20 protein-coding genes and 1 tRNA gene are annotated in these 24,141 nt (G+C 41.0%); 18 read left to right on the top strand and 3 right to left on the bottom strand.

Going from position 1 to position 24,141, the window contains the following annotated elements:
* Window positions 1-17: 17 nt before the first annotated feature.
* The 10 genes from QZU58_RS06960 (at window position 18) to QZU58_RS07005 (ending at window position 12,336) form a co-directional block, all read left to right on the top strand.
* A tRNA-Asp gene (locus QZU58_RS06960) sits at window positions 18-95 on the top strand.
* A gap of 219 nt (window positions 96-314) precedes the next feature.
* Entirely contained in the window at window positions 315-1,322 is a 1,008-nt protein-coding gene (locus QZU58_RS06965) for a squalene/phytoene synthase family protein (RefSeq protein ID WP_294462677.1), read from the top strand.
* Between the two features lie 20 nt (window positions 1,323-1,342).
* Window positions 1,343-2,074, top strand: a complete 732-nt coding sequence (locus QZU58_RS06970; RefSeq protein ID WP_294495829.1) for a thiol:disulfide interchange protein DsbA/DsbL — start codon at window positions 1,343-1,345, stop codon at window positions 2,072-2,074.
* A 266-nt stretch (window positions 2,075-2,340) separates the two neighbouring features.
* Window positions 2,341-3,273, top strand: coding sequence for a branched-chain amino acid transaminase (locus tag QZU58_RS06975; protein ID WP_294495830.1), 933 nt, complete (start codon window positions 2,341-2,343; stop codon window positions 3,271-3,273).
* Window positions 3,274-3,389: 116 nt separating this feature from the next.
* Window positions 3,390-5,237 (top strand): dihydroxy-acid dehydratase, encoded by a 1,848-nt coding sequence (ilvD, locus tag QZU58_RS06980; RefSeq protein WP_294462683.1) that lies wholly within the window; start codon window positions 3,390-3,392, stop codon window positions 5,235-5,237.
* A 60-nt stretch (window positions 5,238-5,297) separates the two neighbouring features.
* The gene (gene ilvA / locus QZU58_RS06985; RefSeq protein WP_294462684.1) at window positions 5,298-6,836 is read left to right on the top strand and encodes a threonine ammonia-lyase, biosynthetic; all 1,539 of its coding nucleotides are present in this window, start codon (window positions 5,298-5,300) and stop codon (window positions 6,834-6,836) included.
* A gap of 33 nt (window positions 6,837-6,869) precedes the next feature.
* Entirely contained in the window at window positions 6,870-7,280 is a 411-nt protein-coding gene (locus QZU58_RS06990) for a hypothetical protein (protein ID WP_294495831.1), read from the top strand.
* A 94-nt stretch (window positions 7,281-7,374) separates the two neighbouring features.
* Complete coding sequence (locus QZU58_RS06995) at window positions 7,375-8,541, top strand: uroporphyrinogen-III C-methyltransferase (protein WP_294495832.1); 1,167 nt, start codon at window positions 7,375-7,377, stop codon at window positions 8,539-8,541.
* 8 nt (window positions 8,542-8,549) lie between these two features.
* A complete protein-coding gene (locus tag QZU58_RS07000) occupies window positions 8,550-9,728 on the top strand; it encodes a heme biosynthesis HemY N-terminal domain-containing protein (RefSeq protein WP_294460036.1) in 1,179 nt (392 codons plus the stop codon).
* 109 nt (window positions 9,729-9,837) lie between these two features.
* Window positions 9,838-12,336, top strand: coding sequence for a class I adenylate cyclase (locus QZU58_RS07005; protein ID WP_294495833.1), 2,499 nt, complete (start codon window positions 9,838-9,840; stop codon window positions 12,334-12,336).
* A gap of 40 nt (window positions 12,337-12,376) precedes the next feature.
* On the opposite strand, the gene QZU58_RS07010 is transcribed toward QZU58_RS07005, so the two are convergent.
* A complete protein-coding gene (locus tag QZU58_RS07010; protein WP_294460040.1) occupies window positions 12,377-12,622 on the bottom strand; it encodes a hypothetical protein in 246 nt (81 codons plus the stop codon).
* 79 nt (window positions 12,623-12,701) lie between these two features.
* Here QZU58_RS07010 and QZU58_RS07015 point away from each other — a divergent pair, with 79 nt between their 5' ends.
* The gene (locus tag QZU58_RS07015; RefSeq protein WP_294460042.1) at window positions 12,702-13,166 is read left to right on the top strand and encodes a hypothetical protein; all 465 of its coding nucleotides are present in this window, start codon (window positions 12,702-12,704) and stop codon (window positions 13,164-13,166) included.
* A gap of 221 nt (window positions 13,167-13,387) precedes the next feature.
* Here the strand turns inward: QZU58_RS07015 and QZU58_RS07020 are convergent, their stop codons facing one another.
* Window positions 13,388-13,624 (bottom strand): hypothetical protein, encoded by a 237-nt coding sequence (locus QZU58_RS07020; RefSeq protein ID WP_294460044.1) that lies wholly within the window; start codon window positions 13,622-13,624, stop codon window positions 13,388-13,390.
* 377 nt (window positions 13,625-14,001) lie between these two features.
* On the opposite strand from QZU58_RS07020, the gene lysA reads away from it, so the two are divergent.
* The 5 genes from lysA (at window position 14,002) to QZU58_RS07045 (ending at window position 20,464) form a co-directional block, all read left to right on the top strand.
* A complete protein-coding gene (gene lysA / locus QZU58_RS07025) occupies window positions 14,002-15,249 on the top strand; it encodes a diaminopimelate decarboxylase (RefSeq protein WP_294460046.1) in 1,248 nt (415 codons plus the stop codon).
* Window positions 15,250-15,280: 31 nt separating this feature from the next.
* The gene (gene dapF / locus QZU58_RS07030) at window positions 15,281-16,111 is read left to right on the top strand and encodes a diaminopimelate epimerase (protein WP_363174827.1); all 831 of its coding nucleotides are present in this window, start codon (window positions 15,281-15,283) and stop codon (window positions 16,109-16,111) included.
* Window positions 16,112-16,225: 114 nt separating this feature from the next.
* Entirely contained in the window at window positions 16,226-17,170 is a 945-nt protein-coding gene (gene xerA, locus QZU58_RS07035) for a site-specific tyrosine recombinase/integron integrase (protein WP_294460048.1), read from the top strand.
* Between the two features lie 163 nt (window positions 17,171-17,333).
* Entirely contained in the window at window positions 17,334-18,044 is a 711-nt protein-coding gene (locus QZU58_RS07040; protein ID WP_294495834.1) for an HAD-IA family hydrolase, read from the top strand.
* 290 nt (window positions 18,045-18,334) lie between these two features.
* On the top strand, window positions 18,335-20,464 hold the full coding sequence (locus QZU58_RS07045; RefSeq protein ID WP_294495835.1) for a UvrD-helicase domain-containing protein: 2,130 nt from the start codon (window positions 18,335-18,337) through the stop codon (window positions 20,462-20,464).
* 69 nt (window positions 20,465-20,533) lie between these two features.
* Here QZU58_RS07045 and QZU58_RS07050 read toward each other — a convergent pair whose 3' ends face one another.
* Entirely contained in the window at window positions 20,534-21,421 is an 888-nt protein-coding gene (locus QZU58_RS07050) for an AraC family transcriptional regulator (protein WP_294495836.1), read from the bottom strand.
* Between the two features lie 140 nt (window positions 21,422-21,561).
* Between QZU58_RS07050 and QZU58_RS07055 the strand changes: the two genes are divergently transcribed.
* The gene (locus QZU58_RS07055) at window positions 21,562-23,307 is read left to right on the top strand and encodes a glycoside hydrolase family 13 protein (RefSeq protein ID WP_294495837.1); all 1,746 of its coding nucleotides are present in this window, start codon (window positions 21,562-21,564) and stop codon (window positions 23,305-23,307) included.
* Between the two features lie 453 nt (window positions 23,308-23,760).
* The gene (locus QZU58_RS07060) at window positions 23,761-24,099 is read left to right on the top strand and encodes a hypothetical protein (protein WP_294495838.1); all 339 of its coding nucleotides are present in this window, start codon (window positions 23,761-23,763) and stop codon (window positions 24,097-24,099) included.
* Window positions 24,100-24,141: the final 42 nt, after the last annotated feature.

A 24,141-nucleotide genomic window follows, 5' to 3' on the forward strand; every position in this document is an offset into this window, starting at 1 on the left:
AGGCATTTTTTTTATGCGGAGCGGTAGTTCAGCTTGGTTAGAATGCCTGCCTGTCACGCAGGAGGTCGCGGGTTCGAGCCCCGTCCGTTCCGCCACTACTTCATTAACCGACCTTTAAGGTCGGTTTTTTCGTTTCTGGGCGGATGTGGTCTTGGATACAGAGCCCTAATGCCCACTGGTTTATCGTTAAATTACTCTTTGTTTCAAAATAGTGATACACTGTTTAAATTCTTACTAAAAACGATAATTTAACCTTTTATATTTTTATTTTTCTGTATAATCAGCATGAATGTTTTTTTTGAAGTGATTTTATTATGCAAGTACTTACGTTAGAGAGACAGCAGTATTTTCTTTCCACTGTGTCCAGAACTTTTGCACTTACCATACCTTTATTGCCTAAGGAAGTTGAAGACTGGGTAGGTAATTCCTATCTTTTGTGCCGAATTACGGATACCATTGAGGATGCGGTTTATCTTGATAAGGAATTAAAGAAGATCCACATGCAGAAGTTTGCTTCTTTCCTTTCATCTCCAATTGGTCTTGAGCAGTGGACTTCAGAAATCTGTGAACTTGTAAGAAGTTCATCCAATGAACACGAAAATGAACTCATGGCTGCTATCCCTGAGGTAGTAGGCAGATATTACTCCTATCCTGCTGAAATTCAGCATATTTTAAGGCATACCGTTACCATTATGGCTAAGGGGATGTCTCAGATTGAAAGATGGGCAAAGATTGATTGTCTTGATGAGGTTGATCACTACTGTTACAGTGTCGCAGGAGTGGTTGGAGAACTTCTTATCTCATTGTTTGCCGAACATTCTCAGGCGATGAAGAAGAATCTGGATTCTCAATTGCCGTATGCAGTTACGTTTGGTGAAGCTCTTCAGTTAACCAATATATTGAAAGATGTGTGGGACGACTTGAAGCGTGGTGTAACATGGCTTCCTATTCAGAATACTGATCCTGACAGGGATGCAAAGGTACAGGAATATATTTCCATTGCATACGGTCATTGTCTTCAGGCTATGGAATTTATTAAGAGAATGCCTGTCTTACAAATAGGTATCAGACATTTCTGTCTGCTTACTAATGCAATGGCTATTCTTACACTCAGAAATATTCAGGCAAATCCTGGATTTAAGGATTCAAGTGAAATAAAGATTACCAGAGCTGAGGTTAAAAAGCTATATTACTTCTATAAGTATTTCGGATGGTGTAATTTAGCTATAGATTTCATGACTAAGCGCTGTTCCGGTAGCAGTTTAAAGCCAATAATAAGAAGCTGCGAGGAAATCCATAAAAAGGTTAGTTTTTGGAAATAATTTTAGCGACGAGGTTTAACATGTTTTTTAATTTAAAAATTTTTACCGCTGCCGTATCTGTGTTGGCAATTTCTTTATCTTCAGTTATGGCTTCGGAATCTGCTGAAAATACGGCTACTTTTGAAACTCCACAGGCTCTTCAGGAAGCCGCTTCAAAGATCACAACCAAGTTTGAGGAAGGTGTTCACTATAAGGTTGTCGAAGGAGCTACTGTTTCTGAAGTGAAAGAAGTTCGAGAATTCTTTTCTTTCTTCTGCGGTCACTGTCATGCTTTTCTCCCCGTGATAAGACAGGTAAGTTATGCTCTTCCTGAAGATGTTGCTTTTGTCGGTAACCATGTAAGGTATCTTGGCGGACCTATGGGACCTGAGATGCAGAGAGCCTATGCATCAGCCGTTAACCTTCGTGTAACTGATGCTTTTGTTGATAAGGTGGATGATAATGTATTCAATAAGCATAAGGTTCCTCAGAAGCACGAAGATGTTGTAGCAATTTTTGAAGAGATAGGTATCCCGGCCGAAGCATTTGAAAACCAGTATAAGTCATTCCCTGTAATGAGTCAGGTGCGTCAGTATGATCAGTTGGCTGATGATATGCAGATTGAGGGCGTTCCTACTGTTATAGTTAACAAGAAGTATAAGATTATCACCGGTTCAATTAGGGGTACAGATGAGTATCTGGCTTTGGTTGATTATCTCCTTGCTCTTGACGACAAAAAACAGGACAAGCAGGAGCCGGCCAAAAAGGAATAAGATTCATTCGAATTATTCCTTCCTGAGATAAAGGACGTAATGTCCGTATTAGTTGATTTAAGAACCGTACTGTAATTTTTGTCAGTACGGTTTTTAAGTATCAATTTGATGTTTTTTAATGTAATTGACATATTTTAATATTTTTTTAGATATAGGTATAACATTTGGTATTTATCTGATGTAAAATACTACTGTTTGAGAATTGTTTGAATGTAACTGTGCAATGTTTAAGCATTCGAATCTTTAAAGAATATTAGGATGAATGTATGTCAGTAAAAGCAACTACTAAATATATTTGGTTTAACGGTGAAATGGTACCTTGGGCAGATGCCAAGGTTCACGTAATGACTCACGCTCTTCACTATGGTACTTCCGTATTTGAAGGCCTCCGTTTTTACAAGACTCCTAACGGAACCATTATTTTCAGACTTCGCGAACATATGCAGCGTCTTTTAAATTCTGCTCATATCTATCGCATCAATATTCCTTACACTCTTGATGAGCTGTGTGAAGCATGTTGCAAGACCGTTAGGGAAAACGGCCTTGAATCCGGTTATATTCGCCCTCTGGCTTTTATCGGCGACGTTGGTCTCGGTGTTAAGCCTCCTGCAGATGCCAAGATTGAAGTTATTATCGGTGTTGTACCTTGGGGTGCATATCTTGGTGAAGAAGGTATGAAGAAAGGTGTTGCCGTTGGTGTATCGTCATGGAACAGACTTGCACCTAACACCATTCCAACAGGTGCGAAGGCCGGCGGTAACTATCTGTCTTCTCTCCTTATTTCAAATGAAGCTAAGCAGAATGGCTATACCGAAGGTATCGCTCTTGACGTTCAGGGCTTCCTGGCTGAAGGTTCAGGCGAAAATGTATTCTTAATCAAGGACGGCGTAATGTATACCGCTCCGATTACCTGTAGTTTACTGCCTGGTATTACCAGAGACTGTGTTATGAAGCTGGCAAAGGAACTCGGCATTGAAGTTAGAGAAGAGAGAATTCCAAGAGAAGCTTTATATCTTGCCGATGAAGTATTCATGACAGGTTCAGCCGCTGAAATCACTCCTGTAAGCAGTGTTGACGGTCTTGCCGTAGGATGCGGTGCCCGCGGTCCTATCACTGAAAAGTTACAGAATGCATTCTTTGGCTTATTCAATGGTCAGACAGAAGATAAGTGGAACTGGTTATACCCTGTAAATAAGTAATCAGATTTAAATTACCTTAATTAACCGAAGCCAAAAGTTCATTGTTTACAATAGCTTTTGGTTTCTTTATTATTATACAAACTGAATTTTTTATTATTTTATAAATGGAGCTAAGTATGCCTAAATATCGTTCCTCTGTAACAACCGAAGGTCGTAACATGGCCGGCGCCAGAGCATTGTGGCGTGCTACAGGTGTTAAGGACGGAGATTTCGGTAAGCCGATTATTGCCGTTGCCAATTCTTTCACACAATTCGTTCCCGGTCATGTGCATCTTCATGACATCGGTCAGCTTGTTGTTAAGGAAATTGAAAAGGCTGGTGGTATAGCAAAGGAATTTAATACCATTGCTGTGGATGACGGTATTGCCATGGGGCATTCAGGCATGCTCTATTCTTTACCTAGCCGTGAAATTATTGCTGACAGCGTAGAATATTCATGTAATGCCCATAAGGCAGATGCTCTTGTATGTATTTCTAACTGTGATAAGGTAACCCCTGGTATGCTCATCGCAGCAATGCGTTTGAATATTCCTACCATTTTCGTATCCGGCGGTCCAATGGAAGCCGGTAAGGTTAAGGAACCTATTGCAGGTCATTCAAAGCTTGATCTTATTGACATCATGGTTATGGCAGCCGATAAGAACATTACCGATGAACAGATCAATGTCGCAGAAAACTACGGCTGTCCTACCTGCGGTTCATGTTCAGGCATGTTTACGGCAAATTCAATGAACTGTTTAACCGAAGCGCTTGGTCTTTCTCAGCCTGGTAACGGTTCACTCCTTGCTTCTCACGTATTCCGTCGGGATCTGTTTGTTAATGCTGCAAAGCGTATTGTTAAAATGGCAAAGGATTATTACGAACACAATGATGAATCCGTATTACCACGCAGCATTGCCACAAAGGATGCGTTTGAAAACGCCATGACTCTTGATATCGCAATGGGCGGTTCAACAAATACCGTTCTCCATCTCCTGGCTGTTGCTCAGGAAGCTGGCGTAGATTTCACAATGAAGGACATTGATCGTCTTTCAAGACATGTTCCTCACATTTGTAAGGTTGCTCCTTCAACTTCACTGTACCATATGGAAGATGTTCACAGAGCCGGCGGTATAATGGCTATTCTCGGACAGCTTGATAAGAGTGGTCTCATTCACAGGGATGCTCATACATGTCTCGGTCTCACCATGGGGGAAGAGCTGGATCGTTATTCAATAGATCGCAATGCGTCAGATGATGTAAGAAAGATGTATCTTGCTGCACCCGGCGGTGTCGTTAATCTCAGTGCCTTCAGCCAGAGTAAGGTTTATGATGCTGCGGATACCGACCGTGAGAACGGCTGTATCAGATCTAAGGAACATGCATATAATCAGGATGGTGGTCTTGCCGTTCTTTATGGTAATCTTGCCGTTAACGGATGTATTGTTAAGACTGCCGGTGTTGATCCTTCAATCTATAAGTTCAGCGGCCCTGCACGTATATTCGAAAGTCAGGAAGATGCCGTTAACGGTATTCTTGGCGGTAAGATCAAGGCCGGTGATGTTGTGATTATCCGCTACGAAGGTCCAAAGGGTGGCCCAGGTATGCAGGAAATGCTTTATCCTACTTCATACCTGAAGTCTGTAGGTCTTGGCAAACAGTGTGCTCTTATTACTGACGGTCGTTTTTCCGGCGGTACATCAGGTCTGTCAATCGGACATGTTTCTCCAGAAGCTGCCAATGGCGGTAATATAGGTCTTATCAAGGAAGACGATATCATCGATATTGATATTCCTAACAGAGCGATTTCAGTACGTATTTCTGATGAAGAATTACAGAAGCGCCGTGATGAAATGGAAGCTCTCGGAAACAAGGCCTGGAAGCCTGTAAACAGACAGCGTACCGTTTCAGGAGCATTAAAGGCATATGCCGCACTCGCATCTAGCGCAGACAAGGGCGGTGTAAGAGACGTTAGCAAGCTTTAAGAGGCTTGGACAACTGGCGACAGCCAATGTGGCTGTCGCATTTATAGGATGTATATTGAAATGGAACACCCAACTAAAGAAGAGTATTTACGTAAAATACTTCTTTCTCCCGTATATGATGTGGCAAAGGTTACACCTCTTCAGAAACTTGATAAGGTTAGCGAAAAAGTAGGTGTTAACGTACTTATTAAAAGAGAAGATCTGCAGTCAGTTCATTCTTTTAAGCTTCGCGGAGCATACAATAAAATAGCCGGATTAACTAAGGAACAGCTTGCTAAGGGGGTTATTGCCGCTTCTGCCGGTAATCATGCTCAGGGCGTGGCCCTTACAGGTAAAAAGCTTGGTATTAAGGCTACGATTGTTATGCCTAATTCCACTCCGGACATCAAGGTTGATGCGGTAAGACGCTTAGGCGGCAATGTGGTTCTTTTCGGGGCTACCTTTGATGAAGCATATGCTGAGTGCATCAGAATTTCAAAAGATAAGGGATACACCCTTATTCCTCCTTATGACGATGCTGATGTTATTGCGGGACAAGGTACAATAGCTCAGGAACTGCTGAAGCAGGATTCTCATATTACTCATGTGTTCGTACAGGTTGGCGGTGGCGGACTTGCCGCCGGTGTTGCAGTGTATATAAAGCAGGTAATGCCGCAGGTTAAGGTTATTGCCGTAGAATCTGACGGCAGTGCATGTCTTGAAGCTGCCCTTAAGAGCGGTGAACCGGTTACCCTGGATCGCGTGTCTCTGTTTGCGGACGGCGTGGCTGTAAAGAGAATCGGTGATGAAACCTTTAGGGTTCTCAAGGACAGCATTGATGACATAATCACCTGTTCAAATGATGAAATCTGTGCCGCCATGAAAGATATCTTTGAAGATACCCGTGCAATATCAGAACCTAGCGGTGCACTGTCTCTGGCAGGTCTCAAGAAGTATGTAAAGCAGCATCCTGAACTTAAGAATGATGAATCAGTTACAATGGCTGCCATTCTTTCAGGTGCCAACACCAAGTTCCATACTCTGCGTTTTGTTTCTGAACGCTGTGAAATCGGTGAAATGGGTGAAGGTATAATCTCTGTTAAGATCCCTGAAAGAAAAGGTGCATTCCTTGAGTTCTGCAAGCAGCTCGGCGGCAGGGCCGTAACTGAGTTTAACTACCGTTTTGCCAAGGTTGAATCAGCCAGAATTTTCGTGTCTGTGCATCTGACAAACGGCAGAGAAGAACTTGACGGTATTATTGAAAGCCTCAGAAAAGCTGGATACGAAGTATCAGACATGACCAATAATATTTTGGCAAAGAACCATGTCCGTTACATGATCGGCGGTCATACTCCTGTAAAGGTAAATGAAAAAGCCTACGTATTTGAGTTCCCTGAAGTGCGTGATGCTCTCCTTAATTTCCTGGAGACTGTCGGTACGGATTACAACATTACCATGTTCCATTACCGTTCCCGCGGTATGGAGTATGGTAGCGTACTGTGTGCATTTGAGGTCGATGATAACGGAGTAGATGAGCTTAATCGTCATCTTAATGAACTTGGTTATGAGTATAATGAAGTGTCTGACGATCCTGCTTATACTCAGTACATGAAACCGTAAGGTCATAAATCTGAAATGATAAGAGCCGGTCTGATGATGAAGTTTCTGATGCTGTCGGTTATGAGTTGCGCCGTACTGTCCAGTTCGGCGTTTGCTGGTGAGGATTTACCTGATAACTGGAAGCTGACTTCAAGGCAGACCGGCTATATTTTTTTCGAAAAGACAACTCCAAGAGCCGAGTTCTCATACTACAAATATAAATTAAATAATCCTGACAAGAGTACCAGAAACGTTGCCATGGAGTTCATGAAGAACGTAAAGGGTAGGGATTTGCGTCCAGTGCCCAAGGTCAAGGGATGGGAATACAGTTATGTGGGTAATCTTCCGTGTGCCACGGTAGTGACAAAGGAAGGTGAGTACGCAGTTCTCATAAATGTCTGCGGCAGTGCCGATACAGCCGAGATTTCAAGATTAATAAAGATTTCTAAAACACAGTTCAACTAATAAGCATAACGCCGTCGGTGTTTAGCATTATCATTTTTCTTTTTTGTTATAATGTTCATCAGTATTAGTATTAAAAAAATATGATGGATATGCCATGAGTCAAGAAGATATAACAGATAATCTTAATGTGTCTAACAACACTCCGGAAAATCCTGATTTATCAGGAAGTATTGATGATGTAAGTGATATGGATGAACAGAGGGATTTCTCTTCCGAATCCTATGGCGAGTCATTACGTAAACTTCAGAGCAGACAGAAAAGAAATACTCTTTGTACCGCAGTGCTTGCTGTTCTGTTATTCGGATTCGCAGGGTATGAACTTACGCGTCCGGACGTTAAAATTCCACAGCAGGTTGATTACAGTGCTGATATAAATTCCGTAAACGGCAGTATCAAGGCATTGGAATCATCAGTGAAAGGAATGGAAGTAAATGTTGCATCAAAGTTAGATGCTTCAGCACTGAATGCCGTCAATTCAAAGATTACCGGTCTTGGTAATAATTATGATGCCATGCAGTCTGAAATCGCCAGAATCAATGCAAAGCTTGGTGAAGAAAAGACCACCAGTCTCAGCTGGGCAATTTTTGATGCCAAGTATCTGCTTACGCTTGCCAATAGAAAGGTGGTGATTGATCGTGATTACGCTACTGCTATTTCTCTTCTGAAGGAGGCTGATACCGTTATTGCCGGTGTTAACGATCCCCGTACCAGACAACTGAGGGAAAGCATTGCTTCTGATCTCAATGCTTTGGGGAATATTCCGACAATCGATTATGAAAAGCCGTTACTTCGTATAAATGAGCTTATCAGCAATGTGTCAAAAATGAAGATAAAAGGGCTTAAAAAGGTTAATCTTGTTGAAGAAGGCACTGTTTCTGAAAATGTCGACGACTGGTGGGATAATCTTAAAACTTCAATGGGGTCGTTTGTAAACAGCTTTGTTGTCATTAAGAGGAAGGATGTTACCGATACGGCACTGATGGCTCCGGATAACGAAGCCTTTTTAAGAGCAAATCTTGAAAATTATTTGCTGCTTGCGGCAAAGGCCTGTTTTTATAGGGAACAGGAACTTTATGCACAGTATCTGAACAGGGCTCGTGAGCTGACGGAAAAGTATTTTGATGAAACAGATCCTGTGGTTCAGAATACCCTGAAGGGAATAAATGAAACAGCTGCGGAAAAGATTGCCTCAACTGACGTAAGATTTCTAAACAGTACTGTGGAAATAGGTAAGTTTATTAACGAATTTGCAGGGAAGTAGGTGTCAAGATGGTTAAATTGGTGATAATGCTTCTGGTGTTGGCAGGACTTATGATTACCGCTCCGATGCTTGCTAACAACCAGGGTTTTGTATACATTGACACCGGCAGTCATGTAATACAGCTCAGTCTGGTATCAATGATTATTATTTTGATTCTGGTGTATCTGGCCGTGTATCTTCTGTTTGCGGTAATCGGCAGAATTGCAGGAGTCAGAAAGGGACTGGTCAACTGGTACGGCTCCAGCCGCACGGAAAAATCAAAGAAAATTCTTGAAAATGCCATTTCAAAATACATCGAGGGTGATTACGCTGCCGCTGCGGCTCTTGCAGAAAAGGGAAGAAAGTGGAGTGATGTTCAGTATGTGAATCTTATTCTTGGTGTTGTTTCCAATTATAAGTCAGGTAATATCGCTGAAAGTACCAGACTGTTTAATGAAGCACAGAAGGTTTTGAATGGTCATGCTCAGGCTGTAAGCATTCTTAGGGTAAAGATGTATCTTGAAGCCGGTGAAAATGAAAAGGCCATGAATATTATTACGTCACTGAGAAGAACTGCAAAACCAACCAAAATGATTTCATCACTTTACTATAAGTGTCTGGAGAGATTGGGCAGATACAGCGAAATAATGGAGAATCGCAAGGAGTTTCTCGGTAACGGCCTTCTTGATGAGAAGTCATACAGGCGTTATGTGTCCGAGAAGATTGTTGACGAAATTAAGGTTGCAAACGACAGGTACATAGTTGACAAAATGTATGCTGAACTTCCTGATGACATCTGTGACGGAATTGATGTTTCCAATGCCTTTGCGCTGGCGTATAACCGTTTCGGAGAGGAAGGTAAGGCAGAAAAGATAATAATGAGAAATCTCAAGAGCACTGTTGATTCATCCAGAATTTACAGTAATCTTTCCCAGTGGAATACTTCAAATCACAAGATAACCGAGTACCTTGAAAAGAAACTCCGGAAAGACGAGGCAGAAAATCTGAATAATGCCGATTTAATGGCCGCACTTGCCAATATGTACATGAACCGCAATGAATATGAAAAGGCTGTGGATCTGTACGAAAAGCTGGTGAGCAGAGCTCCGTGCTCTGATTATTTCAGCAGACTGGCGCAATGTTATCAGCGTCTCGGAGGTTATCAGAAAGCGGCAATGTACTATAAACAGGCACAGAATGATGATTAATATTTGATATATGTCACATATGTAGTACAATTTGAGTAAGTAGTTTATTATTACGGCCTTTTTCAGTTTTACTGATATAAGGCTGTATTTTTATAACGGGTTTGGAATATTGTTTAGCAAAATCAAATTATATGAGCAGAGGTACCGGGAACTGAACGAGTACCGTCTGGAAAAGGCTCAGGAATTTGTGAATGAGAAGGGGAAACTTTTTTTCAATCTGGTTCCCCTGATGCTGCATCTTAACAGTTCAGCAGTTCCCTGCGCTCTGGCCGGTGATGTTCCTCACGGTATCTGTAATTTCAAACTAAATGATATTCAGCGTCGAGTGCTTGACGATTATTCCGAAGCAACGGCATTAGTGATTGACACAAATACCACGGAAGAGTCAATTCTCGGCCTTTACTGCATGGGCAGCACCGCTTCAGTAGGTCAGAGCCCGAATTCAGACTTCGATTACTGGGTATGTGTATCTGAATATATGCCTGACGAGCGTGTCAGGCTTCTTGAGAAGAAGTGTAAGTTCATAAAAGAAATGGCTGCGAGCAGTGAGTATAAGCTCGATGTCAACTTCTTCATAGTGAAGACGGATAAATTCAAAAAGCGTCATAATACTGAAGAAAAGAATCCTGATGAACGCATGGACTCCGGAATGGGAGTAGATGAAGAAAACTGTGGTACTGCTCTTCACATGTTTCTTCTTGATGAATTCTATCGCAGTGCCATCTGTGTGGCGGGAAAACTGCTGACATGGATGATAGTGCCGTGCAGTCATGAACACGATTATGATGAATACGTGCAAAAGCTTTACGCCAAACGAATTATTTCCCGTGATGAGTGGCTTGATCTTGGGGCTATCGGGGATATACCATCGGATGAATATTATGGTGCTGCACTCTGGCTTCTCTATAAGGGGATAGATTCTCCTTTTAAGGCTTCCATTAAAATTCTTCTGATGGAAACCTACAGTGCCGAATATCCTCAAACCCAGCTTATCTCCATGAGAGTAAAGGACTGGATGCAGAATAACGAGGGATATAGTCTTAATCTTGACAGCTACTATATGGTTTTTGAAAAAATCAGCAGATTTTTACGTAATCATAATGACTATGAAAGACTTGAGCTTTTGCGCATCTGCTTCTATTTGAAAATCAATGAAGGTTTTTCAAAAATAAGTGATCCGGTAGCCCAGTCAGCCCGTCGCACTCTTATTAACAACATGATTGAGGCCTGGGGTTGGAATATGGAGACGGTAAGCCGTCTGAGCAACCGCAATAACTGGAATATTGTTGACGTTGTGAGCATCTACAACCGGGTTTTCAATGTCATGATTCAGAGTTATCATGCTCTTCTTACCTTTGGTGTGGAATATAAAGTTACTGATGCGATAAGTTACAGAGATCTGAGTGTTCTTTCCCGTAAGCTGTTTGTGGTGTTTGATAAATTTCCGGGGAAGATTCAGCAGTATCTGCTCAGCTCAAAGCTTAATCTTGCAGAAAAGCAGCTGTCCTTTGTTGAGGTGCGTGACAGTACTGTTCTGAGAAAGGGATGGTATGTCTATAATAAAGCACTTAATGATCTTTCCATTATAGGAACGCCGCCGATTTTTTATTTTGACAATCTGGTGTCGGCAGTTGCCACCTGTTACTTTAACGCACTGATTAATCATAAGACCGTTATCAACGTACATTCAGCAAACAGCAGTCTTACTTCCGAGAGGGTTAAGCTTATCTGTAATGAACTTAAATCCCAGTTCGTGAATTATCCTGCGGAAGTCGGTAATACCAGTCTTCTTGGCGTGACCTCTGTTAAGAATGTTTTTATTTTGGTCAATTACTCGTCAGATCCAACCAGAAAACATAAGTTTCAGGGAGCCATGGGCAGAGTACCGATGAGTACATTTTCATATGGTTCCTCAAAAGAGTGTCTTGTCGGTTCCATAGCTGCAGTTCTTTCCAATTCGTGGAATGAACTGATCTGTTACAACTATGAGGGACCTAATGCCATGGTGGATTTTCTGAATGAGATGTCCCACCTGTTTGTTCCGGGAGCCTCCATGCCGGATTCGGCATATGTAATGGATTTCAGTGCTCACATGGGGGATGCGATGATTAAGCCTGATGTGGAAAATCTGCTCTCTCTGTGCATGAATAATCTTAATAAAAAGCTTTTGACAAGTAAGAGCATTACAATTGGTGGTGTGGACTACGTGCTGCAGTTTAATTCCAGAGCGATGAATCTTGTGAGAGCTGAGGAAATCAAGGAAAAGAATCCTATCAAGGCTGAAATTCTGAGCAGTGGCGAGGCGAACAGAGAGCTTGTGCCTTCAATAATAGAAGCCAACTGCATGTACGGTCTTACTCAATATTTCTTTGTGAAGAATGATAACGAAACCTACCAGATTTTTAATTCCTCTGAAAATCAGGAATTAAGAATCTACGATAATTTTAAAGCTTCAATCAGCGAGCTGATTCTGGACATAACTTCTTATTACACCCGCAGCCAGAGCCAGTTTTCAAAGGAAAAAGAGAAGCACAAATACAGACAGTATTTTAATCTTCCACAGTTTTTCCTCGTGGATGTGTCCAATAATACTATTTCTCCGCTGTAGTTGGATGTATTGTGGTCGTGTGATTTAATGGGAATTCGTTTTAAGGTTTATAGGATTTTTTTATGTTAAAACAAGTACTGATCTTGGCTGCTTCGTTCTTTGCACTGTTAATGGCTTCAGCATGCGGTTTAAGAGGTTCATTGTATTTACCAGAAGATCGACCTGATGCGTCGCCGACAACAGAAGGGGTAAAGGTGTTTGATTCCGGTGCTGAAGATTCTTCAGAAACCGATGAGACTGGCAGTTCATCGGTTGATGAGTAGTGTCGGTATAAACATATGCTCATGTATCAATACTGATAAATTACATTCGGTGAATTAAAAAAAGAAATATAACCATGTTTTTTATATAGGTATAAAAATAAGATGTTAAAAAAGATATTTTTAGTATTTAGTGCTGTTGCATGTCTGACTGGCTGTGACTATTTTAATCGGTGTAAATTTGAAAGAAGTGCTGAGCATGATTATGAATCAATAACTGTATTTAATTACGAATTAAGACATTATTTGTTTGATTATGACGGTTCTCAAAATGTATTTGGTTACTTTACTTCAAATATTCCCTGGGATGAGTTTTCAAGTGGGGATGCCGGGATAAGATCTATCCTTGCTGGTATTCCTAATTCCACAATGCACAGCGCGGATCAGGGGGAATACCATATTACTCATAAGAGAAAAGACGGTGAGACCGTACATTTAATTTTTTCTTATGATGACAACAATAACGTTGAGGGTTTTGGATATGTGGACGAAAAGGGAGAATTTCTTATAGACGAATTCTTCAGCAGGTGTGACAACCTGGTTAAGGATGTTAACATGAGCAATAGGTAATCATGGCAGCATTGAAAGAAGAAAACCAATAAATTACGGGGCGTATTGAGTGACCCCGTAATTCAGTAACTCAAAATAATGATGTTATTATCATTACACCGTCAGACATTAAAGATAAATATCTAATCGAAACCAGGTTATTATGGAACCTGTTTGTAAGTCTTCTAAAGACGGTTGCAAGCGGGAGTGTAACAGCACTTTCATTGTATCTGTCGCCACAATTATTTACCTCCATGGTTTATGAAGCCGTCATGGCACTTAACCGTTCCGTCGCTGTATCTGGTCGTACAGGTGTAGGAGTTTCCGTTGAAGTGCACGTTTCCTCGGTAGCTTCTTGTGCTGCCATTGGAATAGTGGGTTGTTCCAGAGAAGGAATGGGAGCTTCCGGAGGAATTGCTGCCGAATGAGCGGCCTCTAGATGAGTAACCGCGACCGGAATATGAAAAAGATCTGGCCATAATGTATTATCTCCTTTTGTTTGTGTTGTTTTTACTCGTTACTTAAGAGTCTTTACGTATCTCCTGTACATGGATAAGTATAAGCCCGTGATTTTGTGTTTTTTTCAAAAAACGTATAAAATGCTTTATTTAGGCATGTGAAATGCGTCTGACTGACTTTGTAACTGAATAAAATCACTTACACACATTGTGTTTCACGGTATTTTGCGCCATAGATTCCATGCTCTGTAAAGGAGCAACAAGTAGGGATGTGAATATCCTGAAAAGCATAAAAAGATAACAAGTCTGTCAAAATATAGTAAAATTTCAGAAACGAGGAGTTGTCGTATTTTTCCTCCGGTTATTGATAATGATAATACTCAAATCAGGAGTTTATAATGAGTTTTATTTCAACTAAAAGTAATGGGTTGGTTTCCGTAGAAGATTTATCAGTAAAGGAACTTGCTCAGAAATATGGCACGCCTCTTTATATTTATTCTAAGGCTCAGCTCGAAGAGCACTTAAATGCGTACAATGCCGCAAGTTCAGATGTTGAACACCTTGTTTGTTATGCGGTAAAGGCTAACAGCAATATCGCCATTTTGCAGCTGATGGCTTCATTAGGTACCGGCTTTGATATTGTGTCAGGCGGTGAACTTGCTCGTGTCATCGAAGCCGGCGGTGATCCGAAGAAAGTTGTGTACTCAGGTGTGGCTAAGAGCTTCAGTGAAATTGAATATGCGTTGGATCAGGGAATTCTCTGTTTCAATGTGGAATCTCCTGCTGAACTTGAACGTATCAATAAGATTGCCATCGGTAAGAACGTGAAGGCTCCGATTTCAATTCGCGTGAATCCTGATGTTGATGCCGGAACTCATCCATATATTTCTACCGGGTTGAAGAATAATAAGTTCGGTGTTCCTGTTGAGACTGCTTTTGAACTCTATAGACATGCCGCATCTCTTGAAGGTGTAAAAGTTATCGGTATTGACTGTCACATAGGCTCACAACTTACGTCACTGACTCCTTTTGTTGATGCTCTTGACCGAATCCTTGCACTTGTTGACCGACTTGAAGCTGATGGTATTAAGCTTGAGCACATCGATATCGGTGGTGGTCTTGGTGTTGTATACAAGGATGAAGTACCTCCAGCCGTTGCCGACTACTTAAAAGTCGTTAAGGCAAAGCTTGCCGGCAGAAATTTAAGATTAATCTGCGAACCCGGCAGATCAATGGTCGCAAATGCAGGCGTACTGGTGACCAGATGTGAATATTTAAAGCAGGGAGAGGTGTGTAACTTCTGTATTGTGGATGCGGCTATGAACGACATGATTAGACCTTCTCTCTACAGTGCCTGGATGCGTATTGAAGAAGCTGATCATGGTCTTGAGCGTCCGGAAAATGTATATAACGTCGTAGGCCCTATCTGTGAAACAGGTGATTTCCTCGGAAAGGAAAGATCTCTTAAAGTTCAGGAAGGTGATTTTCTGGTAATGCACGGTGCCGGAGCTTATGGTTTCGCAATGTCATCAAATTATAACTCCCGTCCTAGAGCCGCTGAGCTGATGGTTGATGGTGATAAGGTTTATGTGATTCGCGATCGCGAAAGCGTTAGTGATTTGTGGCGTCATGAACATAAGCTCTAATTCTTGGATTCAACCTTTAAGTTGAGTAGATATGCTGATTAATTTTTCCAAGATGCATGGTTGTGGCAATGATTTTATGGTTATTGACGCCGTAACCCAGAAGTTTTTTCTTTCCGAGAACAAGATTAAAAGTCTTGCTGATCGGCGTCTGGGGGTGGGGTTTGATCATCTGCTGGTGGTTGAACCTCCCTACGATCCGGAACTCGATTTTCATTACAGGATATATAATCCTGACGGAACGGAAATTCAGATGGGGGGGAACGGAGCCAGATGCCTTGCCAAATTCGTGACGGAAAAAAAGCTTATCAATCGGAAAAATATCCGTGTCAGCACCCTCGGAGGTAAACTGGTACTGACCGTTAATGATGATGGTTCTGTACTGGTTGACATGGGGGAACCTGTTCTGGAACCTGCAAAGATTCCGTTCAGGGCTCAGGGCAGAAACAAAACCTATGTTCTGCCCGTAGGTGACGGTCATGTACTGTGTGGGGCCGTATTTACCGGAAATCCTCACTGTATTCTTGCTGTCGATGATATTGAATCTGCAGATGTGTCCGGAACAGGAGAACTTATTTCCGTTCACGAACGTTTTCCGGAAAAGGTTAATGTCGGATTTATGCAGGTTCTGAATCCTCATGAAATCAGACTGAGAGTCTACGAACGTGGTTCCGGGGAAAAACCTTCCTGCGGAACAGGAGCTTGTGCCGCAGCAGTAGTAGGCATTGAACAGGGGCTTTTGAGTTCCCCGGTTACAGTCCATTTCAGCGGTGGGGATTTGACAGTTGAATGGCAGGGGGAGGGGTGTCCCGTAAAAATGACTGGAAACGCCTCACTTGTTTTTGACGGTTGCATTGAGTTCTGATTTCAATACTGATCTTGCGTCACCGGTGAATTATGTTTTGTCACTAAAAGCATGCATATTCAGACGAACGTGAGGTTAATGTCTGGGAACCCGTGATTCTTTATCGAGGCTGTAATGCAGGATGAAAAATACGGCGGACTTCATAATGCCGTATCAGATTTTATCAGTTATCTTACCTATGAAAAAAGGTACAGTGTTCACACCGTTAAAAGTTATGAACGGGAACTGCGTCATTTTATTGAAATTCTTAATGACAGGATTCCTGATTTAACATCTTTTACTGATGCAACGGATCATGATTTAAGACTTGGTATCAGGGAAATATCTTCGGCAGATCCTCAAAAGGATAATATCAGTAACAGGTCAAGAGCTCACCTTGTAAGTACCTTAAAAAGCTTCTATAAATATTTATCTCTGATGAATCTCATAAAGGTCAACCCGATGGCAGACATAAAAACGCCGAAGTTTACGGCTGATCTGCCTGCTTATCTGACGTATGAGCAGTTTGAAAAACTTGCAGTGCTTCCTGATGACCCATCTCCTAAGGATTATAGGGATCGGGCCATTGTTGAGCTTCTTTTTGCAAGTGGAGTCCGTGTATCAGAGCTGGTCAGTATCCGAATCGGTGATATAGATTTCGAGAAAATGGAAATCAGAATCACGGGTAAGGGTAATAAGGAAAGGATTGTGCCTTTTGGCAGTTATTCTCTGCAGGCCATGATGGAGTGGTTTGCAGTAAGGGATTTGCTGGCATCTGCTGAATGCGATTACCTTTTTGTCAACAGATTCGGGGAAAAGATGACCACAAGAGCGGTTCAGATCTCCATTAAGAAAATGGGCCTTGCTGCCGATATTCCATTGAAGATTACACCTCATAAATTAAGGCATTCATTTGCTACGGAAATGCTTGCCGGCGGTGCAGATATCAGGGTTGTTCAGGAAATACTGGGGCATACATCGCTGTCCGTCACTCAGATTTATCTGCATCTGAATATTGAAAGATTAAAAGAGGTTTATACCAAAGCTCATCCTCTGGCTTTCATGGATGAAACCTCGTAGTCAGAAGCCATTGGAATCAGAGTTATTTAATAATCTGTGCTGAAAACATATTAAGTTTTTACTTAGTTATAATATGTTATTAAGTTACAATAACAGTGTAAATATGCTTTAATGTGTTTTCTCCGCCATGTTCTCCTATGGCGAAATATGGCAAAGGACAATTATGATTTTTTATCGCAACTGGCATAAACCCAAACTTCTGACAATTGATCTTGATGATACCCTGTATGACAATGGACCGGTCATAGCACGAGCTGAAGAGTATATTAAGACTAAAATAGGGGTTGAATATCTTGACGGTTCACGCCTGAGTGATTCCCTGTATTATGCCGTGAGGGGGAAAATGCTTGATATCTGTCCCGAGCTCGAGTATGACGTGTCCATGTTGAGATATTTCATATTCAAGGAACTGCTTACAGGTTCAGGAAGAACTTCAGATGATGCGTGTCGTTTGGCAGAAGATCTGATGCATGATTTTATCAGTGTCCGTTCTGAAATCAATGTTCCACGTGAAACACTGGATGTGTTACACAGATTAAAGAAATATTATCCAATCATCGGTCTGACTAACGGAAATTCAAATCCTAAAATTGCCGGATATGATGAATGTTTTGATGACGTGATATGGTCCGGCGTAAATATTCCGTCTAAACCTCATCCACATATGTTCCGCCAGGCCGCCACGTTGGCAGACGTGGATCTTGAAGACGTCTGTCATATCGGAGACAATGAGACTACTGACATTTTAGGGGCAATAAATGCCGGAGTTATGTGTGTAAGACAGACACAGTACCACCGTGAGGAGTCTGAACTTAAGATCCTGCCTCATGTTTCAATAAATCATATAAGTGAACTTATTGATTTATTACTGTAATAATTAGATGTACAATAGACAATTACGGATTATCTGTCAAAAGTTGTTGTCAGGTTGTGTTCTGATTTTCGGGCGAGATTAAAATGCCTACTTATGTGCAAAATCGTCAGCCGTAAATTGTTTTTGCCGAAGGGTTTCAGGATTTGAAATCCACATCAAATAACATGACCCAAACGACCACCACCGTTAATATACGAAGAAAGATGTATGCTGACGTGACAGGTTTGTAAAATCATGTATGGGTGTAGATCCGTTGGTGTATCCACTGAGAATAAAGAGAGTCGTGTACCATGTCATTAGGATTTGTTGATACTATTGTTAAAGGCCTAAATCCAGAACAGCTTCAGGCCGTTACGGCGGAATTATCAAACATGCTGATTATTGCCGGAGCCGGAACCGGTAAAACAACCGTTCTGGTCAGAAGACTGGCTTATCTTATAATCAAATACAATATTCCCTCTCATAACATTTTAGCCGTGACATTCACTAATAAGGCTGCCAGAGAAATGAGTCAGCGTATACATGACTTTGTAGGTGAACAGAATACCAGATATCTGTGGTGCTGCACCTTCCATGGTGCCTGTTGTAAGCTTCTGCGTAATTTCGCAAATCAGGCCGGACTTAAGCCTAATTTTAAGATTATGGATACCACCGAGCAGGCCAGAATAGTTAAGGACTGTTTCGATGAACTTAAAATTGAAAAAACAAAGGAATGTTCTCCAAAGCAGTATGCGGCATATATTTCAGAGCTTAAGGATAAGGGACTGAGACCTCATCATGATTTCGGCGGACTGAATGGTATATACAGACTTGATGATGTTTATGCTCTCTATCAGGATAAATGCAACAAAGCCAATGTTCTTGACTTCTCTGAGCTTATTTTGAGAAGTGTTGAGCTTATGAAGGGGAATCCGGATGTCAGAAAATTTCTGAATGGAAAATTTAAACAGATTCTGGTGGATGAATTTCAGGATACCAATTCAATTCAGTATGAGTGGCTGAAGCTTATAAGTGGAGAGAACAGCAATGTTCTGATTGTCGGTGACGATGATCAGTCAATTTATGGTTGGCGTGGAGCGGTGATGGATATTCTTAACCGTTTCTATAATGACTATCCGCACGTTACCATGTACAAGCTTATACGAAACTACAGATCCACCAGTGCTATTCTTGCCAATGCAAACAGACTCATTGGTTTTAACAGTAGGAGATTTGCTGAAAAGAATCTTGTTACCGAAAGAAGCGATACAAATAAGGTCAGGGTCATTCAGACAAATTCTCCTGATAAAGAGGCAGAAATAATTGCTCAGCTGATAAAGAAGTATAAGGTGGCATATCACTACAAAAATTCTGATTTTGCCGTCCTCTACAGAACCAACATGCAGTCTCGCGCCATTGAATCAGCTTTTGTGAATGCCGGTCTCCCTCACAGGATTATCGGTGGTCTGAGGTTCTATGATCGCGAAGAAATTAAAAACACGCTTTCGTATTTAAGTCTTATCACGGATCATGATGATGACGTATCCCTGGAAAGAATCATAAATATACCGTCAAGAAAAATAGGCAAGGTTACACTGTCTAAGATTAAGACGGTGGCTTCTCAGCAGGGAGTGTCGCTGTTTGACGCCTGTGTTCTTTTTTGTAATGCCAACAAGAAATCCTCAGGGATTAAAAGTTTTGTGGATTTTATTCAGAAGGCAGGTGAAGAGTTTAATGATAAATGCGCTGATTACGGTATCGGTGATCAGGTTATGAACCTTCTGGTGGAATCAGGACTGATTGAGTATTACCGACAGAAGGATGTGGATGAAAACCACGATGAATTAAACAGAAGCAACAATATCAGAGAGCTTGTTGATGTTATAAGTAAACTGGATGCCAGCGATTTTGATCCTAATATGGATTTTCCTGATGAGGATATGGATGGTAATAATCATGTCAGTGCTCAGGACGGCGTCACAGAATCTGACCTCAACGTGAATATGGATAATACCGGACATGCTGCCAGAACACTCAGCCCGGTTGAAATGATCCGTGGCTTTGTAACAACCGTAGCCATGAATGGGGATAATGACCTCGGTAATGTCAGAAGTGATGAAGAATCAGGCGATACGGGGGTTAACTTGATGACCATTCACAGTGCCAAGGGGTTGGAGTTCCCATGTGTAATTGTTGCTGGTTTTGAAGACGGCCTGTTGCCTCACGGTATTAACAGATATTCAATAGGTGACAGAAAGAATCTTGATGAGGAACGACGTCTGGCTTATGTGGCCATTACAAGAGCAAAGAATAATCTTGTACTGACCTTTGCTGACATGAGAATGAGTTTTGGTAATTTTTATTCAGGAGGGGCAAGCATGTTCTTTGACGAGTTGGATAAGGATTATCTGGAATACTATGTTTACAATTCCAGAGGATGATGAGACTCGTGAGGGATTCCTTCATTAGCAGTCATCCGTGATTGATATTATGTGTAATGACTAATGAGATTACTCTCCTTTGGCAGTGTTTAATTTTCTGTATTCACTCGGTGTGACTGAATAATGTCGTAAAAACATTCTTGTAAAGTATGACTGGTTGTAAAAACCACAACTGTTAGCGATGTCTACGACTCTGTCATCGGTGTCCTTGAGCATTTGTGAAGCTTTATTGAGTCTGTGTCCTATAAGGAATTCATTAAAGCTTTTTCCTGTAGTTTTTTTAAATATTTTCATGAAGTGGCTTTCTGAAAGACAGCACTCCGCTGCAGCATTTTCAATGGTAATTTTCTGTTCATAATGGTTGATTACCGCATTGATGGCCGGTTTTATTTTTGAAAAATCAGCCCTGTATTCACTGACGGTTTTATCGTCACTAAGAGAATTTTCTCCGAGAATCTGAAAAATCAGATAAAGGCATCCAAGTACTCCCATTTGGAAATCCGTGTAACTTTTTTTTCTGTATTTGATAAGTTCAACAATAAAAGGAGTGAGTTTCCGGTTTATGGTAGTATCTTTCCTCAACAGTTCCGGAAAAATCAGCTTCCCTTCAGTAATGTTCTCAATTTTTTTGATGTTTTCATTATCGAGAATTTGATCCTTTAAGAGATTAGGATTAAACAGAATTGAGAAAAAGTCGGCTCTGCTCTCCCCGTATTGTTCAACACTGTGTGGGTACCGGCAGTTGGCTATGAGAATATCGCCTTCCGAAACGAGAAGCTTTCTGTTACATACGGTAAAGAGCGCAGAACCTTCCTGCATATAAGTTATTTCCACTTCATCATGCCAGTGAAATGGAAAGCTTTTTAGCCAGTATGGAATGATGGAGTGGTAAACGGAATAGGAAAAATCATCTTTTCCGTGCTTTTTACTCTCGTGAATCGGTTTAATACTATTCATATAAAAAGTTCTGTTTAACAGGTATTTATATGGAGAGAATAATAGGATTGTGTTAAATTGTAAATAGAATCATTAAAGATTTTATTTTTGAATATTCTTAAACTAGAGTCATTGGATAACAGCTGGAAGGAGCTAATATCATGATGTACGAAGGAATAAGTCACAGATGCGGTTACAATGACTGCTATTGTCTTAATGAAAACGAATTAAGAATTAATCTTCATGCCAATCGCCGTGTAATCAAGGCTGTTTTGGTTTGTGAGGACCCATACATTAACGGGATTTCAGGTGCTTCCTTTTGGGACGGTAAGCCTGTGGAAATGAGATTGTCTTCAGAGATGGCTTTTGAAAATATTTATTCCGTAACGGTCAATCCTCCGTACAAACGTCTCCAGTATTATTTTCTACTGACATTTGATGATGGCAGTTCCATGTGTCTTTTGGAGGATGGAATCTATGACACGTCAATTATCAGACGTAATGAACTGGCAAAACATTTTTTTAAATTTGCCTGGATGAATGATTCTGATATCTGTAATCCTCCAAAATGGGTGCAGGATACCATATGGTATCAGATATTTCCGGATCGCTTTCGCCGAGAGGAAGACGGATATAACGGAAATTTTAAAAAATGGGATGACATGTCAGGCATAGATCATAAAAGTCTTTACGGGGGAAATATTAAGGGGGTTGTCAGCAGACTTGATTATCTTGAGTCTCTTGGAATTACCGGTATTTATTTTAATCCTGTTTTTTTGAGTAGAACCAATCACAGATATGATACTACTGATTATGAAGTTATTGATCCGGCCTTTGGTACGAATGAAGAGTTTGTTGAACTGGTCAGAAAGGCTCATGCCAAGGGATTCAAGATTATGATTGATGCCGTATTCAATCATTCCGGAACTGATTTTTTTGCATGGAAGGATGTTCTAAAAAACGGCAGGGATTCCGAGTTTTTTGACTGGTACTATGTTAATGACGAAGACTTTAATAAGAAGGGAAATACAAAGGACGGCCGTTTTTATTCATTTGCATTTGTGGCGGAAATGCCGAAGCTGAATACTAACAATCCTAAGGTAGTGTCGTATTTTACGGATATATGTAAAAAATGGATTGAAGAGTTTGATATTGACGGCATACGATTCGATGTCGGTAATGAGATTTCCCACAGCTTTATTAAGCATCTGAACATTGAACTCAAGAAAATTAAACCTGAATTGTTTCTTCTAGGTGAAATTTGGACTGATTCAGCCCCGTATCTTGACGGTGATGAATATGATTCGGTAATGAATTATCCGTTTATGCAGGTTATAGGCAATTTCTTCAGGGATAAGAGCCTTAACACGGGAGATTTTAAGCATAAGATAAATTACTGTTATTCAATGTACAAACAGCAGATTAATCATGCTCTGTTTAATCTGTTGGACAGTCATGACGTATCGAGACTCATTAACATGGCAGGATCATATGATGGTTTCATTCAGCAGCTGACGCTGCTGTTTACAATGCCCGGTTCTCCATGTATTTACTATGGCACCGAAATAGCCTTAGAAGGGGAAAATGACCCTTATAATAGAAGGCCAATGCCATGGAATGATATAGATTCCGGGAAATATCTTAATACATTTGATGACGTAAGGACTCTTATCAATGTGAGAAAGCATAAGTCTTTCAAAAGTGCGAACGAGCTTGTATGGGAACAAGATGATCACTCAAGACTTATACATTACTCAAGAGGGAGTGACGGAAAACCAAGGGTATTTATCAATGCCAATGAATACGATACTGATGTTTGTGTTGACGGGAAGATCCTTTTTTCACATAAGTATGCGTCAGGCAGGCTTGAAAAAGGCGGGGTGGTCGTTTTCGTAAAAGAACAGTAAGGGGAATATCCTCTGTGATGTACAGTGCGGATTTCCGGCTTTAATGGCGACGTCCGCACTGTTGAAAGTTTTGAATATCATATTAAGAAAGAATGTCCTGCAGTTCTATGATGACAGACGGATTCATCTGGAACTGTCCGTTGCTATCCTGATGGCAGTCAATATTGTCGCATTCTCCTGTTCCAAAGGCAGAAATGTCTTCTTTTTTAGCGTGCCGCCACGGTGTAATCCGCCGACATATCAGTTAATTAGTATTCTGTCTCATATATAAATTTGAAATTAAATGAATAATTAGATCGATAATGGATTTTGTCGCTATGATTTATTATAAAGTATTAGTTATCAGGTTTTTGAGGGTGTCTGATGCGTGCGTGAACATATGGTGGCTGGTGAAATATCACGGTAGCCGCATATTTTTAGTTTCTAACGGGAGATGATTTTACGGAAGGCTGTATGGAACCGACAGTTGATATTCTTGCAGATATTATAGAACGGGAAGGGGCAGATTATTTGCATGATGAGCCCTATGAAGTCTATTGCGAACTGATGCTTTCGGATTGCTGTTCTAAACAGATAGCCGGAGGAATACTGCTGGTTCTGCTTAACGAAATCCAGTATTACAATGAGAGTATTGTGGACGACACATCTGCATTTGCCAAATGTATACAGGAAGAATGCGGCTTAAACAGTCAGGTGGCCGAGAGTGTGGCCGGAATATTATCGTCTCTTTACCTAAAAGACAATATGAAACGACCTCCACGAATGAATGCAAAACGTGGATTTACCGTGTAAACTGTAGATGTTGAAAAAACAGAAACGGATTTACCGCATACA

Origin of the sequence: uncultured Ruminobacter sp., assembly GCA_902764345.1 — a bacterium.
Lineage (GTDB): Bacteria > Pseudomonadota > Gammaproteobacteria > Enterobacterales > Succinivibrionaceae > Ruminobacter.

Coding starts and splice junctions, on each gene's coding strand:
- QZU58_RS06965 (WP_294462677.1), top strand. CDS start 315: ATGCAAGTACTTACGTTAGAGAGACAGCAGTATTTTCTTTCCACTGTG.
- QZU58_RS06970 (WP_294495829.1), top strand. CDS start 1,343: ATGTTTTTTAATTTAAAAATTTTTACCGCTGCCGTATCTGTGTTGGCA.
- QZU58_RS06975 (WP_294495830.1), top strand. CDS start 2,341: ATGTCAGTAAAAGCAACTACTAAATATATTTGGTTTAACGGTGAAATG.
- ilvD (WP_294462683.1), top strand. CDS start 3,390: ATGCCTAAATATCGTTCCTCTGTAACAACCGAAGGTCGTAACATGGCC.
- ilvA (WP_294462684.1), top strand. CDS start 5,298: ATGGAACACCCAACTAAAGAAGAGTATTTACGTAAAATACTTCTTTCT.
- QZU58_RS06990 (WP_294495831.1), top strand. CDS start 6,870: ATGATGAAGTTTCTGATGCTGTCGGTTATGAGTTGCGCCGTACTGTCC.
- QZU58_RS06995 (WP_294495832.1), top strand. CDS start 7,375: ATGAGTCAAGAAGATATAACAGATAATCTTAATGTGTCTAACAACACT.
- QZU58_RS07000 (WP_294460036.1), top strand. CDS start 8,550: ATGGTTAAATTGGTGATAATGCTTCTGGTGTTGGCAGGACTTATGATT.
- QZU58_RS07010 (WP_294460040.1), bottom strand. CDS start 12,622: ATGAGCATATGTTTATACCGACACTACTCATCAACCGATGAACTGCCA.
- QZU58_RS07015 (WP_294460042.1), top strand. CDS start 12,702: ATGTTAAAAAAGATATTTTTAGTATTTAGTGCTGTTGCATGTCTGACT.
- QZU58_RS07020 (WP_294460044.1), bottom strand. CDS start 13,624: ATGGCCAGATCTTTTTCATATTCCGGTCGCGGTTACTCATCTAGAGGC.
- lysA (WP_294460046.1), top strand. CDS start 14,002: ATGAGTTTTATTTCAACTAAAAGTAATGGGTTGGTTTCCGTAGAAGAT.
- dapF (WP_363174827.1), top strand. CDS start 15,281: ATGCTGATTAATTTTTCCAAGATGCATGGTTGTGGCAATGATTTTATG.
- xerA (WP_294460048.1), top strand. CDS start 16,226: ATGCAGGATGAAAAATACGGCGGACTTCATAATGCCGTATCAGATTTT.
- QZU58_RS07040 (WP_294495834.1), top strand. CDS start 17,334: ATGATTTTTTATCGCAACTGGCATAAACCCAAACTTCTGACAATTGAT.
- QZU58_RS07045 (WP_294495835.1), top strand. CDS start 18,335: ATGTCATTAGGATTTGTTGATACTATTGTTAAAGGCCTAAATCCAGAA.
- QZU58_RS07050 (WP_294495836.1), bottom strand. CDS start 21,421: ATGAATAGTATTAAACCGATTCACGAGAGTAAAAAGCACGGAAAAGAT.
- QZU58_RS07055 (WP_294495837.1), top strand. CDS start 21,562: ATGATGTACGAAGGAATAAGTCACAGATGCGGTTACAATGACTGCTAT.
- QZU58_RS07060 (WP_294495838.1), top strand. CDS start 23,761: ATGGAACCGACAGTTGATATTCTTGCAGATATTATAGAACGGGAAGGG.